Annotated in this window: 16 protein-coding genes and 1 other RNA gene; 5 read left to right on the top strand and 12 right to left on the bottom strand. The window is 69.1% G+C overall.

Annotation, left to right across the window (positions count from 1 at the left end; translation table 11 throughout):
* Nucleotides 1-56: 56 nt before the first annotated feature.
* A complete protein-coding gene (locus tag AC1RR5_RS03155; RefSeq protein WP_492919635.1) occupies nucleotides 57-977 on the bottom strand; it encodes a glutaminase in 921 nt (306 codons plus the stop codon).
* Between the two features lie 17 nt (nucleotides 978-994).
* Nucleotides 995-2,143 carry a succinyl-diaminopimelate desuccinylase gene (dapE, locus tag AC1RR5_RS03150; RefSeq protein ID WP_492919634.1) on the bottom strand — a complete coding sequence of 383 codons (1,149 nt, stop codon included), beginning with the start codon at nucleotides 2,141-2,143 and terminating at the stop codon, nucleotides 995-997.
* A gap of 107 nt (nucleotides 2,144-2,250) precedes the next feature.
* On the opposite strand from dapE, the gene AC1RR5_RS03145 reads away from it, so the two are divergent.
* Genes AC1RR5_RS03145 through AC1RR5_RS03135 form a run of 3 tightly spaced genes read left to right on the top strand, consistent with a single transcriptional unit; the run spans nucleotide 2,251 to nucleotide 4,730 of the window.
* A complete protein-coding gene (locus AC1RR5_RS03145; protein WP_492919633.1) occupies nucleotides 2,251-3,816 on the top strand; it encodes a peroxidase family protein in 1,566 nt (521 codons plus the stop codon).
* Between the two features lie 60 nt (nucleotides 3,817-3,876).
* Nucleotides 3,877-4,356 carry a cupin domain-containing protein gene (locus AC1RR5_RS03140; RefSeq protein ID WP_492919632.1) on the top strand — a complete coding sequence of 160 codons (480 nt, stop codon included), beginning with the start codon at nucleotides 3,877-3,879 and terminating at the stop codon, nucleotides 4,354-4,356.
* Entirely contained in the window at nucleotides 4,353-4,730 is a 378-nt protein-coding gene (locus AC1RR5_RS03135; protein WP_492919631.1) for a VOC family protein, read from the top strand. Before AC1RR5_RS03140 ends, AC1RR5_RS03135 begins: the two co-directional genes overlap by 4 nt.
* Here AC1RR5_RS03135 and AC1RR5_RS03130 read toward each other — a convergent pair.
* On the bottom strand, nucleotides 4,727-5,626 hold the full coding sequence (locus tag AC1RR5_RS03130) for a LysR substrate-binding domain-containing protein (protein WP_492919630.1): 900 nt from the start codon (nucleotides 5,624-5,626) through the stop codon (nucleotides 4,727-4,729). The genes AC1RR5_RS03135 and AC1RR5_RS03130 overlap by 4 nt on opposite strands.
* An 85-nt stretch (nucleotides 5,627-5,711) precedes the next feature.
* Here AC1RR5_RS03130 and AC1RR5_RS03125 point away from each other — a divergent pair, with 85 nt between their 5' ends.
* Nucleotides 5,712-6,410: an FMN-dependent NADH-azoreductase gene (locus tag AC1RR5_RS03125; RefSeq protein ID WP_492919629.1), complete on the top strand. Its 699-nt coding sequence runs from the start codon at nucleotides 5,712-5,714 to the stop codon at nucleotides 6,408-6,410.
* A 2-nt stretch (nucleotides 6,411-6,412) separates the two neighbouring features.
* Here AC1RR5_RS03125 and AC1RR5_RS03120 read toward each other — a convergent pair whose 3' ends face one another.
* From AC1RR5_RS03120 to ffs, 8 genes are all read right to left on the bottom strand, one after another.
* Nucleotides 6,413-7,297: an AraC family transcriptional regulator gene (locus tag AC1RR5_RS03120; protein WP_492919628.1), complete on the bottom strand. Its 885-nt coding sequence runs from the start codon at nucleotides 7,295-7,297 to the stop codon at nucleotides 6,413-6,415.
* A gap of 89 nt (nucleotides 7,298-7,386) precedes the next feature.
* On the bottom strand, nucleotides 7,387-7,908 hold the full coding sequence (gene def, locus AC1RR5_RS03115; RefSeq protein ID WP_492919627.1) for a peptide deformylase: 522 nt from the start codon (nucleotides 7,906-7,908) through the stop codon (nucleotides 7,387-7,389).
* An 8-nt stretch (nucleotides 7,909-7,916) separates the two neighbouring features.
* On the bottom strand, nucleotides 7,917-9,203 hold the full coding sequence (locus AC1RR5_RS03110; RefSeq protein ID WP_492919626.1) for a DNA recombination protein RmuC: 1,287 nt from the start codon (nucleotides 9,201-9,203) through the stop codon (nucleotides 7,917-7,919).
* 54 nt (nucleotides 9,204-9,257) lie between these two features.
* Nucleotides 9,258-9,410: a hypothetical protein gene (locus AC1RR5_RS03105; protein WP_492919625.1), complete on the bottom strand. Its 153-nt coding sequence runs from the start codon at nucleotides 9,408-9,410 to the stop codon at nucleotides 9,258-9,260.
* A 111-nt stretch (nucleotides 9,411-9,521) separates the two neighbouring features.
* Complete coding sequence (recR, locus tag AC1RR5_RS03100) at nucleotides 9,522-10,124, bottom strand: recombination mediator RecR (protein ID WP_492919624.1); 603 nt, start codon at nucleotides 10,122-10,124, stop codon at nucleotides 9,522-9,524.
* Nucleotides 10,125-10,128: 4 nt separating this feature from the next.
* Entirely contained in the window at nucleotides 10,129-10,458 is a 330-nt protein-coding gene (locus tag AC1RR5_RS03095; RefSeq protein ID WP_454718197.1) for a YbaB/EbfC family nucleoid-associated protein, read from the bottom strand.
* Between the two features lie 30 nt (nucleotides 10,459-10,488).
* Nucleotides 10,489-12,318, bottom strand: coding sequence for a DNA polymerase III subunit gamma/tau (locus AC1RR5_RS03090; protein ID WP_492919623.1), 1,830 nt, complete (start codon nucleotides 12,316-12,318; stop codon nucleotides 10,489-10,491).
* Nucleotides 12,319-12,406: 88 nt separating this feature from the next.
* An RNA gene (gene ffs / locus AC1RR5_RS03085) (signal recognition particle sRNA small type) lies at nucleotides 12,407-12,504 on the bottom strand.
* 72 nt (nucleotides 12,505-12,576) lie between these two features.
* Between ffs and nudC the strand changes: the two genes are divergently transcribed.
* On the top strand, nucleotides 12,577-13,518 hold the full coding sequence (nudC, locus tag AC1RR5_RS03080) for an NAD(+) diphosphatase (protein ID WP_492919622.1): 942 nt from the start codon (nucleotides 12,577-12,579) through the stop codon (nucleotides 13,516-13,518).
* A gap of 20 nt (nucleotides 13,519-13,538) precedes the next feature.
* Here nudC and AC1RR5_RS03075 read toward each other — a convergent pair whose 3' ends face one another.
* A complete protein-coding gene (locus AC1RR5_RS03075; RefSeq protein ID WP_492919621.1) occupies nucleotides 13,539-14,993 on the bottom strand; it encodes an AMP nucleosidase in 1,455 nt (484 codons plus the stop codon).

Below are 14,993 nucleotides of genomic sequence, written 5' to 3'. Positions count from 1 at the left end.
GTCGCGCTCCTGAAGGTGGGACGCGATCAACGCCCCGGAGTCAGGGCGGTTCGAAGCTACAGCACCGAACAGTTGGTGATCTGGCTGAACGCTTCCAGCGCCGCCGTGCCGACCACGCTCGTCCCGTAGCGGTCCAGCTCCGGCGACCACACCGCCACCGTCGCCTTGCCGGGGATCACCGAGACGATGCCGCCGCCGACGCCGCTCTTGCTGGGCAGGCCCACGCGATAGGCGAAGTTGCCGACGCTGTCATAGATCCCGCAGGTCAGCAGCAGCGCGTTCAGCCGCCGGGTCAGGCGCTCGGGGAACACCGTCTCCTGCGCCACCGGCGAGAAGCCGCCCGCCGCCAGGGGCAGGAAGGCCCGGGCCAGCTGGCGGCAGCTCATGGTCAGGGCGCATTGGCGGCAATAGGCGGCCACGACGCTCTCGGGATCGTGGGTCAGCGTGCCCTTGCCGCGCATCAGGCTGGCGATGGCGCGGTTCTGCCAGGCGTTGGCCAGCTCGGACGCCGCCACCGTCGGATCGATCTCCAGCCGCTCGTCACAGAGAAAGCCGGCGAAGTCGCGGACCAGGGCGGCCGGGTCCTTGGTGACGTCCATCAGGATGTCGGTGATCGCCAGCGCTCCGGCGTTGATGAACGGATTGCGCGGCACGCCCTGCTCGGCTTCCAGCAGCGACAGGTGGTTGAACGGCGTGCCCGAGGGCTCCTTGCCGACGCGGGTCCAGGTCTCGTCGCCCAGGCGGTTCAGGGCCAAACCCAGGGCGAAGACCTTGGTGATGCTCTGGACCGAGAAACCCTCGTCGGCATCGCCGATCACGTGCTCGCCGCCGTCGACCGTACGCACGGCCATGCCGAACTTGGCGCCCGACACGCCGGCCAGTTCAGGGATGTAGTCGGCCGTGCGGCCCTTGCCGAAGTGCGGCTTCACCAGCACCGCCACCTCGGCCAGCACGTCGGGGATCGAGAGCGCCTTCATCGCCGACGCTCCCTCTCTTACGCGAAGGCCGCGAAGTAGCGGTTGATCAGCGCCTCATAGGCGTCGGCGAGATAGCGGATCTCTTCCACCGGCACGCGCTCGTCGACCTGGTGCATGGTCGAGCCGACCAGGCCGAACTCGACCACTGGGCACAGGGCGCGGATGAAGCGGGCGTCGCTGGTGCCGCCGGTCGTGGAGAGCTCCGGCACCCGGCCGGTGGCGTCGCCGACAGCGGCCACGATCACGTCGGTGAAGTCGCCTGGTGCGGTCAGGAAGGCCTCGCCGCTGATCTTGCACAGCGCCTCGACGCGGCCGGAGAAGCCCCCGGCCGCCTCGCGGCACTCCTGCTCGATCCAGCTGGCCAGCTCGTGGCCCTTGTGCGCCGGGTTGAAGCGGATGTTCACGCGGGCCTTGGCCGAGGCCGGAATGACGTTAGTGGCGGTGTTGCCGACGTCGACCGTGGTCACCTCCAGGTTCGACGGCTGGAAGCCGGTATAGCCGTCATCCAGGATCCGGCTCTGCAGGCGCGAGAGGATGTCGACCAGCACCGGGATCGGGTTGGCCGCGCGGTGCGGATAGGCCACGTGGCCCTGTTTACCGTCGACGGCGATCCAGGCGTTGATGCTACCGCGCCGGCCGATCTTGACCATGTCGCCCAGCAGGTTCGCCGACGTCGGCTCGCCGACGATGCAGTGGTCGATGATCTCGCCCTCGGCGGCCAGGGCCTCGACGACCTTGACGGTGCCGTCCTCGGCCACGCCCTCCTCGTCGCCGGTGATCAGGAAGCTGATCGAGCCGGCGTGCTCGGGGATCTTGGCGACGGCGGCGACGAAGGCGGCGATGGCCGACTTCATGTCGACCGCGCCGCGGCCGTAGAGGATCCCGTCCTTGATCTCGGCCTCGAACGGCCCGGCGGTCCAGGCCGCGTCGTCGCCGACCGGCACCACGTCGGTATGACCGGCGAAGCAGAGGTTCGGCCGCGCCGTGCCACGCCGGGCGTAGAGGTTCTCGATCTCACCGAACTTCATGCGACGGCAATTGAAGCCGAGCGCTTCCAGCTGGCGCTGCAGCGTGTCCATCGCGCCGGCGTCGGCCGGAGTCACCGACGGACGACGGATCAGGGCCTGGGCGAGCTCGACGGGGTCGATGAGGGCGGAGCTGGTCATGGCCCTGCCTTTAGGCCCGGCGTCCGCGCGACGCAAACTTGATCCGTCGACAATTCCCGCCAAAGCTGTACCGTCTAAAAATTCAATCGGATCTGGGGAGGCCCGATATGTTCGCCACGATCGTCGCTGTGCTGGAACCGTTCATCGCCTGGCTGACCGAGCGCTGGCCCGCCTTCCACCGCTGGGTCAGCGGCCTGCTGATCAACGGCATCGTCACCCAGACCCGGCCCCGCCCGCACCCCTGGAGCACCAAGACCCCGTATATCAGCTGGGCGGCGTTGACCGACCGCACCTACAGCGCCCGCCAACTGCCGGCCAAGGATCTGGGCCCCTATCCCAGCCAGGGAGACACGACGGCCGTGTTCACGCGTCCGGACGGCGCGCCCCAGGCCTCGTGCGCCAAGTCGACCATGCTGTTCCCGGCCTTCGCCCAGTACCTGACCGACGGCTTCATCCGCACCATGGTGTTCGCCGCGCACGAGGATCGCCGCCGCACGACCTCGAACCACGAAATCGACCTGTGCACGCTGTATGGCCGCACCGAGGCCCAGACCAAGGCCCTGCGCTCGACCGGCGGCCGGCTGAAGTCGCAACAGCTGCCGAGCGGGGAATATCCGCCAGCGCTCTACGACGCGGCCGGCCAGATCCTGGCCGAGTTCGCGGAACTGGACCCGCCGCTGGGCGCCGACTCCGCGCCGATCGAGATCAAGCGCCAGCTGTTCGCCCTGGGCGGCGACCGCGCCAACGCCACGGTCGGCACGATGATGATGGGGACCCTGCTGCTGCGCGAACACAACCGGCTGGCCGGGGTGATCGCCGCGGCCCATCCGGACTGGGACGATGGCCAGGTGTTCGAGACCACCCGCAACGCGGTGATCGTGCTCTACATCAAGCTGGTGGTCGAAGAGTACATCAACCACATCTCGCCCTCGCGCATCCGCCTGCTGGCCTATCCCAACGACGGCTGGAAGCGGCCATGGAACAAGCCCAACTGGATCACCGCCGAGTTCAGCCTGCTCTATCGCTGGCACTCGCTGGTGTCCGAAGACATCACCTGGGCCGGCCAGCCGGCCAAGACCGGCAATCTGCGCTTCGCCGGCGACCAGCTGACCACCCACGGCCTGGCCAACGCCTTCGCCTGGATGAGTGCCCAGCCCGCCGCGCTGCTGGGGGCCCGCAACACCGCCGACTATCTGCAGGATGTCGAGTGGAAGGCCATCCAGCAGGCCCGCGACAACCAGATCGACGGCTACAACGCCTATCGTGTCGCCAATGGCCTCAAGCCCGTGACGACCTTCGAGGAGATCAGCACCCGCCCCGGCGTCGCCGACCAACTGAAGACGCTGTACGGCCATGTCGACAAGATCGAGCTCTATGTCGGCCTGTTCGCCGAGGATACCGCCGCCAACTCGCCGCTGCCGCCGCTGATCCTGCGCATGGTGGCCATCGACGCCTTTTCCCAGGCCCTGACCAACCCGCTGCTGTCGCAAAACATCTGGGGGAACGAGCAGAACCAGAAGGCGGCCTTCACCGCCGAGGGCCTGGCGGCGATCACGTCGGCCAACAGCCTGCGCGACCTGCTGGTTCGCAACGGCGCCGATCCCGGCGTCGCCTTCGTCGGCATGACCCGTCCGGCGTGGAAGCGAAACGCCAAGGTGCAGCGGGTCGGTTGAGGCTCTCTCCGTTGAGACGGACGGCGGGCGTGCTTAACTGCTTGGGCGGAGGAGACGCCCTTGCCCAAGATCGACCTGACCACGGCCCCGACCCGGATCGGCACGGCCTATCCCGCGCCGTTCAACGAACCTTGCCTGCGCCGCCATCGCACCAAGCTGGGTGACGCCGTAGGGCTCGACCAGTTCGGGGTGAACCTGCTGCGCCTGGAGCCCGGCGTGTGGTCCAGCCAGCGCCACTGGCACACGGCCGAGGACGAGTTCACCTGGGTGGTCGAGGGCGAGGTGGTGCTGGTCGACAATGACGGCGAGACGATCCTGCGGGCCGGCGAGTGCGCGGGCTTCAAGGCCGGCGTCGCCAACGGCCATCACTTCCAGAACCGCTCGGACCGCGACGTGCTGCTGCTGGAGATCGGCTCGCGCAGGCCCGCCGAGGACGGCTGCGACTATCCCGATATCGACCTGGTCCTGCGCGATGGCGAGGACGTCTATCGCCACCGCGACGGGACGCCCTACGAGACCGACCAGGGCCGCAAGCGATGAGCCCGCGCCTGGCCCGCGTCACGCCGATCCTGTTCGTGCGCGACGTCGCGGCGGCGGCGAACTTCTACGCCTCGGTGCTGGGCTTCACGATCGACTTCCTGTATGGCGAGCCGGTCTTCTACGGCGCGGTCAGCCGGGACGAGGCCTGCCTGCACCTGCGCCATGTCGACGAGCCCAACTTCGCTGACCTGGCCGCGCGCGAGGAGTCGCTGATCCTGGCGACGATCGAGGTCGTCGACGTGCGGGCGCTGTTCGCGGAATATGAGGCGGCCGGCGCCGACCTGATCCAGCCGCTGATCCAGCAGCCCTGGGGCGGCCTGGACTTCCAGGTCCGCGATCCCGACGGCAACCGGATCTCGTTCGTGCAGGTCTAGGCCCTCAGCTCGGCCAGCAGCCAGTCATACACCGCCAAGACGGCCGGCGAGGCCGTGGGCAGGCGCAGCAGGTTGTAGGGCCGGCCTTCGATGACCGGGCCGAACGGTTGGACCAGCAGGCCTGAGTCCAGCTCATTCCGCACCAGGCTGAGACTGCCCATCGCCACGCCCAGGCCGCCGACCGCCGCCTGGTAGGCGTGGCTGTCGTCGGTGAAGACCAGGCGCGGGGTGGTGTCGAGGTCGACGAGGCCCGCCGTCTGGGCCCAGCGCGCCCAGGTCGGGGTGTCCGCCGACGGGTGCCGCCACTCGCAGTGCAGAAGGGCTTGGCCGCGTACGTCTTCGGGCGAGGCCAGCACCAGCTGAGGGCTGAACACTGGCGCGAAGGTCTCGACGAACAGCGGCTCGGAGACCAGACCAGGGAACGGGCCATAACCGTAGCGGATGGCGAGGTCCGCCGCGCCCGAGCGCAGGTCCACCGGATCGTCGGAGGCGTGCAGCCGCAGCTGGACCTTGGGGTGGTCGCGGCGGAAGTCGGCCATGCGCGGCAGCAGCCGGCGCGCGGTGAAGCCGACCAGGGCCGACAGGGTCACCACGGTCTCGCCATCTTCGGGCTTGAGCCCCCGCAGCGCCTCGGCGAAGGCGTCGAAGCCGTCGCGTAGCACCGGGAACAATCGCTTGCCCGCGACGGTCAGGCTGACCCGCCGCACCTGGCGGTCGAACAGCTTCAGGCCCAGCGTCTCCTCCAGCTCGCGGATGCGGTGGCTGATCGCCGTCGGCGTCACGGCCAGCTCCTCGGCGGCCAGGCGGAAGCTCTCCAGCCGCGCGGCGGCCTCGAAGGCGCGCAGGGCGCCCAGCGGCAGGCGGCGGCGTGTGAAAGATGAACTGATCTCATCCATGGCCTGATGATTACGCGTTCGTCAGCGCCGCGTCACGCGCGCAGAACGTCTCCACGGATGATCCTTCATCAGCTCGGAGATGCTCATGACCACCCTCCTGCAGATCGACGCCAGCGCCCGTTCGGGCCGCTCGGGCGAGGCCCGCCACGGCTCGCACACCCGCCGCCTGACCCACCGCTTCGTCGACCGTTGGAGCCAGCTGCGGCCCGGCGACGAGGTCCGCTATCGCGACGTCGGCGTCCGCCCGCCGCGCCCGGTCAGCGGCGACTGGATCCACGCGGCCTTCACCGCGCCCGCCCTGCGCGAGCCGTGGATGCATGAGGTGCTCTCAGAGAGCGACACCCTGGTCGCCGAGTTGAAGGCCGCCGACGTCATCGTCATCGGCGCCCCGATGTACAATTTCGGCCCGCCGGCCCCGCTCAAGGCCTGGATCGACAACGTCGTCCGCGTGGGCCTGACCTTCGGCTTCGACCGCGCGCGCGAGGGCGAGCCCTACTGGCCGATGCTGGCGGGCCAGGGCAAGACCCTGGTGGTCCTGACCGCGCGCGGCGACTACGGCTACGACCCCGGCGAGCGGATCGCCGACCTGGAACTGGTCACGCCCAGCCTGGCCAAGCCCCTGGGCTATCTGGGCATCACCGACGTCCGCACGGCGGCGGTCGAGTATGACGAGTTCCAGGACGAGCGCCTGGCCGCCTCGCTGCTCCGCGTGGAGACGGCGGTCGACGCGCTGGCGGAGACGCTCGCGGCCGAGCGGGAGGGCGACGCCTCCCGCGCGGCCTGAGGCTATTTCAGCGGCAGGAACAGCTCGACCACCACCTCGTGCGCCGGCGTGTTCGGGAAGAACGAGAAATGCCGCTGGCAATAGATCGGGAAATCCCGCGCCTCCTCGCCGCTGGCCGGGAACCACTCGCGATAGAGATAGAGCGCGGCGGGCTCGAGGTTGTGGGTGTTATGGGCGACGCGAAGCACCGCGCAGCGCCCGCCGGGGATCAGCCCGGCCTTCACCCGCGGATCGTCGGGATCGATCGGCCGGTCGGTCCCGACACATATGTCCATGCTGTAGTGGTCGGGGTTCTCCGGGATCCGCTCCGACCGGAAGATGTTGAAGGTCGCGTTGGTCTGCGGCGACAGACCGGCGGCTTTGCGCCAGGCGATGAACCGCTCGATCGTGTCACCCAGCGCGGCTCGGTCGCCACGATGCTCCATGACCGCCACCGGCGTGGGGGCGACGTCGCGGATCGTCACGTCGGCGGGTTCGTAGATAATCTGCATCAGCTTGCTCCTGGCGTTGTCCAAGGGCCCGAAGGCCGCAAGCCACGGCGCCCAGTCGGGCGTTTTCCGGAACGATGACGGCGACTGCTTGAACCGTCGCCGGAAGGCGCGCGCGAAGGCGTCCGGCGCGTCGTAGCCGGCCTCCAGCGCGATCTCCGTGACGCTCCGGACGTTGTCCGCAGCCAGTTGGTGCGAGGCGCGCTTCAGTCGGGCCAGCTGGACGTAGCGATGCACGGACAACCCGAAGGTCGCCATGAACTGCCGATGGAAATGGAATTTGGAGAAGGCGGCCACGCGGCTCACCGTCTCCAGGTCCAGATCGCCGTCCAGGTGCTGGTCGATATGGTCCAGCACCCGCTGCATCCGGGCGTTATAGTTCGCAAGCGCCGCCTTCATCGTCTCCCCGTCTCCGTGGCGAGGGACAGTTAGTCGCTGGCCGCCGAAGCGTGCTCGACCGATCTTGCGGTTATGGCCAGGCGCGGGCCTTAAGCCGCGCGGCGGGCCTTCTTGACCTTGGTGATGGCGCGGTCGCGGCGCAGGCGCGACAGGTGGTCGATGAACAGCACGCCTTCCAGGTGGTCCATCTCGTGCTGGATGCAGACGGCGAACAGGCCCTCGGCTTCCTCGACGACGGTCTCGCCCTGGTAGTTCAGATAGCGGATCGTGACCTTCGACGGGCGCTCGACCTCGTCGAAATATTCCGGCACCGACAGGCAGCCTTCCTCGTAGCCGAGGGTCTCTTCCGAGGTCGACAGGATCTCGGGATTGACGAAGTAGCGCGGGGCCGGCTCCTCGCCCTCGCGGGCCAGGTCCATCGTGATGACGCGGATCGGCTCGCCGATCTGCACGGCGGCCAGGCCGATGCCGGGGGCGTCGTACATGGTCTCCAGCATGTCATCCATCAGCGCGCGCAGCTCGTCGGTGACGGTCTCCACCGGGGTGGAGATCTTCTTCAGCGTCGCCAGATCGGCGGCGTTATCGACGGTGAGGATGCGACGGATAGCCATGATCCCACTCAGGTAGTGGGGTCATTTCCGAGCGTCAAGGTGGGAGATTGCCCCACGGCCAGCTTCGTGAGAGGCCGAACGCCCTGCTCCACCATCGCGGGCTCGGCGATGTCCTTGCCCTCGTGGTCGACCGACAGCTCCTCGAAACGGCGGGCCTGGGTCAGGACCTGGCTCTCCAGCGAGCCGACGAACTGGTTGTACTTGCCCACCGCGCTCTCCAGCGCCTTGCCCATGGCCCCGGCGTGGGCGCCCATGACCGAGACACGCTTGTAGAGCTCGCGGCCGACCTCGACGATGCGGGCGGCGTTCTTGGCCTGGTCCTCGGCCCGCCAGCCGTAGGCGACGGCCTTGCACAGCGCGAACAGGGTGGTCGGCGTCACCAGCACCACCCGGCGGTCCATGGCCTCGGCCATCAGCTCGGGCAGGCGGTCGAGCGCGGCGGCCAGGAAGCCGTCGCCGGGCACGAACATGGCCACGAAGTCGGGCGAGCCCTCGCCCGCGAACTGGTCCCAATAGGCCTTGGACGACAGGCCCTGCATGTGGCTGCGGACGCTCTGGGCGTGGCGGACCATGGCCGCCTCGCGCAGTACATCGTCGGTCGCTTCCTGCGATTCCAGGAAGGCGTTCAGCGAGCACTTGGCGTCGATCACGAACACCCCGCCGCCCGGCAGGGTGACCTTGACGTCGGGGCGGCGGCGCCCCTCCTCGCTGTCGACGCTGAACTGCTCCTGGAAGTCGAAGCGGCTGTTGAGGCCAGCGGCCTCGAGCACGTTCCGCAGAGTCTGCTCGCCCCAGCGCCCCTGGACGCCCGCCCCGCGGCGCAAGGCGGCCGACAGCTTGCGGGCCTCGGCCTGGGTGGCGGTCGAGGCCTCCAGCAGGGCGGCGATCTGGGCCTTGAGGCCGCCGTTCTCCTCGGCGCGGGCCTTCTCGACGGCGGTGACCTGGGCCTCGAACTTGGCCAGGGTCTCGGCGACCGGCTTCAGCTGCGCTTCCAGGCGGGCCTGGGCCAGGTTGTCACGGCTCTTGGCGTTCTCATCGGCGCGCTTGATCAGCTGCTCGGCGATGGCGTTGGCGCTCTGGGCGGCCTGGGCCTTGATCAGTTCGATCTGGGTGGCGCTCTGGTCTTCGAGGAGGCGATGGCGCTCCTCGGCCTGGGCCACGCGCTCGTTCAGCATCCAGGCCTGGGCCTCGGCCTTGGCGGCCCGACGCTGGGCGGCGAAGGCCCACAGGGCGCAGGCGATCGCCGCCAGGGCGAAGACGATGGTGAGGATCAGGAACGGATCAGAGAAGTTCATGCTCCGTTCCTACCGGGAGTCGGCGGCGGCTTAAAGGCCGCCGCTTCATCATGATCAGTCGTCGCCGTCGGCGAGGTCGGCGATCATGCCGCTGATCGGTTCGCCGCCGAAACCGGTGACGTTGTGGCCGCGATCGACCACGCCGACCTTGGCCGGGTGCGGCGCTTCGGTTTCGACTTCGGGGGTTTCGTCCTCGGGAGCGCTCATGGGGATGTCCTCACGCTGACGTCAGGCGATCATCGCCGACGTGACGCTGGAGCTTGCCACCGTCTTCGCGGTCTTGTCAGGGCGCTATTGCTTCGCTTCGGAGATTTTGCGTCAGGCCGGGCGCCGAGCGCGCAGCGCCTGGGCGATGGTGCCGTCGTCCAGCCAGTCGAGGTCGCCGCCGACGGGCACGCCGCGCGCCAGCATGGTCACCGGCACATTGGTGCGGGCCAGGCGGTCGGCGATGTAGTGGGCGGTCGTCTGGCCGTCGACCGTGGCCGGCAGGGCCAGGATCACCTCGGACACCTCGCCGTCGGCCACGCGGGCCGCCAGCTCGCCGATGCGCAGGGATTCCGGACCGACGCCGTCCAGCGCCGAGAGCAGGCCGCCCAGCACGTGGTAGCGGCCCTTGAACGAGCCGCCACGCTCCATGGCCCAGACCGAGCCGACCTCCTCGACCACGCACAGCAGCCGCCCGTCGCGGGTGGCGTCGGCGCAGATCGCGCAGGGGTCGGTGACGTCCAGCGAGCCGCAGACCCCGCAGGTGCGGACCTTGGCCTGCGCTTCCGCCATGGCCAGCGCCAGCGGCGCCAGCAGGGTGTCGCGCTTCTTCAGCAGGGCCAGAGCCGCCCGCCGACCCGAACGCGGTCCCAGCCCTGGCAGCTTTGACAGCAGGGCGATCAGGCGCTCGATCTCGGGTCCGGCGGAGGCTCCCAAGTTTTTAGAACTTCATCCCAGGCATGCCGCCCATCAGGCCCGCCATCGGACCGGCGGCGTCCTGCATCATCTGGGCCTGCTTGGCGTCGAGCTTCTTCTTGGCGTCGGCGTGGGCGGCGACGACCAGGTCGGCGATGACCTCGCCCTCACCCGGCTCGATCAGGCTCTCGTCCAGCACCACCTTGGCCAGCTCGCCGGTGCCCTTCAGGGTAACGGTGACCATGCCGCCGCCCGAGGTTCCCTCGACGGTGCTTTCGGCCAGGCGCGCCTGAGCGTCGGCCAGTTTCTGCTGCATGGCCTGGGCCTGCTTCATCAGGCCGCCGAGGTCTTTCATCTTAGAACTCCAACTTAAAAACGTGGGCGCTCAGCCCTCTTCCTCGTCCGGCTCCAGAGGCGCCGCCTCCGGGGTGAGAAGCTTGCGGATCTCGACGATCTCGGCGCCGGGGAAGGCCGTCAGCACCGAGGACACGAAGGGATCCTTCTTGATCTCCTCCAGCGCCTCGCGCTCCTCGCGCTTCTGGCGCTCCATCAGGCTCTCGGCCCCGCCGCCGCCTTCGGCCGCGACCAGCCAGGGCTGGCCGGTGGCCTCCTTCAGGAAGCGAACCAGGCGGCCGGCCAGGTTGCCAGGCGCGCCGGGGGCGGCCTCGAAGGTGATGGCGCCGGGCCGGAAGCTGATCGGGCGGATATACTGCTCGGCGTCGAGCCGAAGCCCAATGTCGCGCTTGGCGGCGATCAGGGCCATGACGTCGTCGAACGAGGCCACCACCGGCATGGCCTGGGCGCCCGGCGCGGCCATGGTCATCGGGGCATGGGCGGTCGCGCCGCCACCGCTCGAACCACCGCCGACGGAGACGCCGCCGCCGGGACCACCGCCGCCGATCGGCGAACCGTCGCGCAGGGCCTTCAGGGCCTCCTCGGGGCCCGGCAGGTCGGCCGCGTAGCACAGGCGGATCAGGGCCATCTCGGCCGCGGCCATGGCGTCGGGGGCGCGGCGCACCTCCTCATGGGCCTTCAGCAGCATCTGCCACAGGCGCGACAAGGTGCCGGCCGAGGTGTGCGCCCCGATCGCGGCCAGGCGCGCGGCCTGCTCCTTGGGCATCGACAGCGCGTCGGGACCCAGGGCCTTGGACACCGCCGAGCTGTGGCAGTGGTCGAGGACATCCAGCATGATCACGCCCGGATCGGCCCCGAAGCCCCACAGGGCGCGGAAGCCCTCCAGGGCGTCCTTGGTCTTGCCGGCCATGACGTTTTCGAACAGGGCGATGGTCTGGCCGCGGTCGGCCAGGCCCAGCATGTCGCGGACGACGGCCGAGGTGACGGTCGCGCCGCGATCGGTCTGGACGATCGCCTGGTCCAGCAGCGACAGGCCGTCACGCACCGAACCCTCCGCCGCGCGGGCGATCAGGGCCAGGGCGTCCATCTCGATCCGCGCGCCTTCCTTGGCCGAGATCTTGTCGAAGTGCTTGACCAGCACGTCCGGCTCGACCCGGCGCAGGTCGAAGCGCTGGGTGCGCGACAGGATCGTCACCGGCACCTTGCGGATCTCGGTGGTGGCGAAGATGAACTTGGCGTGCGGCGGCGGCTCTTCCAGCGTCTTCAGCAGCGCGTTGAACGCCGCCGTCGACAGCATGTGCACTTCGTCGATGATGTAGACCTTGTAGCGCGCCTCGACCGGGGCGTAGCGCACCCCGTCCAGCAGCTCGCGCATCTCGTCGACCTTGGTGCGCGAGGCGGCGTCGAGTTCCAGCACGTCCATGTGCCGGCCTTCGATGATGGCGCGGCAGTGGTAGCCCTCGGTGGTCAGGTCGACCGAAGGCCCCTTGACGGTGTCGGTCTCGTAGTTGAGCGCGCGGGCCAGCAGGCGGGCGGTCGTGGTCTTGCCGACGCCCCGCACGCCGGTGAGCATGAAAGCGTGGGCGATACGGCCCGTGGAGAACGCATTGGCCAGGGTGCGAACCATGGCCTCCTGGCCGATCAGGTCCTCGAAGGTGCGCGGACGGTATTTCCGCGCCAGCACCGTATAGGCGTCGCCGGTCTCGGGCGGCGGGTCCTGAACGACGGGGCGGGCGTCTTCGACCACAGGCGCGGGCGCGGGGCCGCCGCCGAAGATATCGGCGGTGTTCTCGTCGCGCTCGGCGGGAGCCTCGTCCCACGGCGGCGCGGAATCAGGCGAGAGGTCGTCGTGGTCGGCCATGGGTCCGAGTGTAGTGGCGCAGAGCGCACAGCAAAAGCCTCGCCCCGACCGGAGCGCGTATCTGCTGACAAATTTCAGGGGAAAGAGAGGGTGGAGACCGGACAGTGACCCAGAGGTGATCTCGTTGTGGCTGCTGCCTCTCGGCCCTGACCAGGTTGGCGAGGCTTCCGTCCACGCCGATCTCCGAGGCCTATATCGCGACTCCGGACGAAGGATGCAAGGCTGACGAGTCCTTTAGTCCGCGCTAGAGAGTCGCGCATGCCTCTCTCGCTCATCACCAACACCTTCTCCGGCAACCCCCTGAACCGCGCCAGCGAGCGCCGAGGGGACGAGTCCTGGCTGGCCGAAAAACTGGCCGACGCCGAATCCCTGGCCGTGGCGCTGTGGAACGGCAAGCCGCTGGTCGAGGACATCCTGGGCGAGGACGGCCAGCCGTCCGGCGTCCAGATCGCCTATCTGCGCGCCGACCTGGCCCAGGACCTGGCCGGCGGCAACGAACGCCTGCTGTTCATGGGCCTGTGGAAGGACATCGCGGTCTTCGCCGTCGATATCGACACGGCCGCCGATCCGGCCGAAGGCCCGCTGAAGGGCCTGGGTCGTTTCGAGGAACTGCGCGGCGCAGCGGCCAGCATGCCGCCGGCCGACGCGGGCATCCTGGCCACGGCCAAGTCGATGTTCGAATGGCGCCGCCGCCACCGCTGGTGCGCGGCCTGCGGCCAGAAGACCGAGGTGTCGGACGGCGGCTGGAAGCGCATCTGCCCGTCCTGCGACGCCGAGCACTTCCCGCGCACCGATCCGGTGGTGATCATGCTGGCCGTGCACGAGGGCAAGTGCCTGCTGGGCCGCCAGGCCGCCTGGCCCGCCGGCATGTTCTCGGCCCTGGCCGGTTTCCTCGAGCCCGGCGAGACCATCGAGGAGGCCTGCGCCCGCGAGCTGAAGGAAGAGGCCGGCCTGACCGCCACGGCGGTGCGCTACCACTCCAGCCAGCCCTGGCCGTGGCCCTCGTCGCTGATGATGGGGCTGATGGCGGATGTCGACAGCGCCGACGCCGCGCCGGACCAGACCGAGCTGGAAGAGGTGCGCTGGTTCTCGAAGGAAGAGGCCGCGCAGCTGATCAAGGGCGAGCTGGAGGGGCTGTTCGCCCCGCCGCCGCTGGCGATCGCGCACCAGCTGATCAAGAGCTGGGCGGAGGAGGCGTAAGCCTCCTCCTCGCCGCCGGCTTACCGGAACGGCGGCTCGTCGAACGCCCGGAGCTTGCGCGAGTGCAGGTTCGGGCCTTCGGCGTGCAGCAGCTTGCAGGCCATGATGCCGATCTGCAGGTGCTGGCTGATCGCCCGCTCGTAGAACGCATTCGCCTGGCCGGGCAGCTTGATCTCGCCGTGCAGCGGCTTGTCCGACACGCACAGCAGTGTCCCGTACGGCACCCGGAAGCGATAGCCTTGGGCCGAGATGGTCGCCGACTCCATGTCGATGGCCACGGCCCGGCTCTGGTTGAAGCGCAGGGCCGAGAGGCTGTGGCGCAGTTCCCAGTTGCGGTCGTCGGTGGTGACGACGGTGCCGGTGCGCAGGCGCTTCTTCAGCTGGTCGCCGCTGTCGCCGCTGATCGCCTTGGCGGCGTCGTAGAGGGCGCGCTGGACCTCGGCGATCGACGGCACCGGGATCTCCGGCGGCAGCACGGCGTCCAGCACGTGGTCGTCACGCAGATAGGCGTGGGCCAGGACGTAGTCGCCGATGGTCTGGGTGTCGCGCAGGCCGCCGCAGTGGCCGATCATCAGCCAGGCCTGGGGCCGCAGCACGGCCAGGTGGTCGCAGATCGTCTTGGCGTTGGACGGGCCGACGCCGATGTTCAGCAGGGTCACGCCCGAGCCGCCCGGCGCCATCAGGTGGTAGGCCGGCATCTGGTGCTTGCGCCAGGTCGACTCCGCCACCGCCAGCTCCGGATTGGCCGTGTTGGCGGTGATGGTCAGGCCGCCCGCGCAGGACAGGGCCGTATAGGGGCTGTCGGGCTTTTGCAGCTGCTCGATGCTCCAGCGCACGAACTCGTCGACATAGCGGTTGTAGTTCGTGAACAGGATGAACTGCTGCACGTCCTCGGCCGGCGTGCCGGTGTAGTGCTTCAGGCGCGCCAGCGAGAAGTCGGTGCGCAGGCCGTCGAACAGCGACAGCGGGCGGGTGTCCTCCAGCGCCGGATCCCAGACGCCGTCGGCGATCTCGTCGCCGATGAAGGCCAGGTCCGTGGTCGGGAAGAAACGGGCGATATCCTCGCTGCGCACGTCGGCCTGGTTCAGGTCGATGGTGGCGTCCAGCACGTAGGGGTACGGGATCTCCTGGCGCGAGCTGTCGACCTCGATCTCGACCTCGAAGTCGTCCATCAGCAGGGTCAGCTGCTCGACCAGATAGTCCTTGAACTGGGCCGGCTTGGTCACGGTCGTCGAATAGACGCCGGGGCGGCTGACGCGGGCGTACGAACGGGCCAGCTTGGGCGGCAGGGCCTCGGGATCGTAGGTCAGGCGCAGCTCGGGATAGGCGAACGTACCGTCGAACCGCGCTTGCGGGTCGGGCCGGGTTCCGTTTTCGAGATAGGCGCGCAGGGCGGTCCGCAGGGCGTGGACGGCGCGTTCGTATTCGTCATTCAGCCGTTCAACGACGGCGATTGCTTTTTCTTGGTTTGACAT

Source organism: Caulobacter sp. GW821-FHT11E11 (genome assembly GCF_058808315.1).
This window is presented reverse-complemented; position numbering and strand designations above follow the sequence as displayed.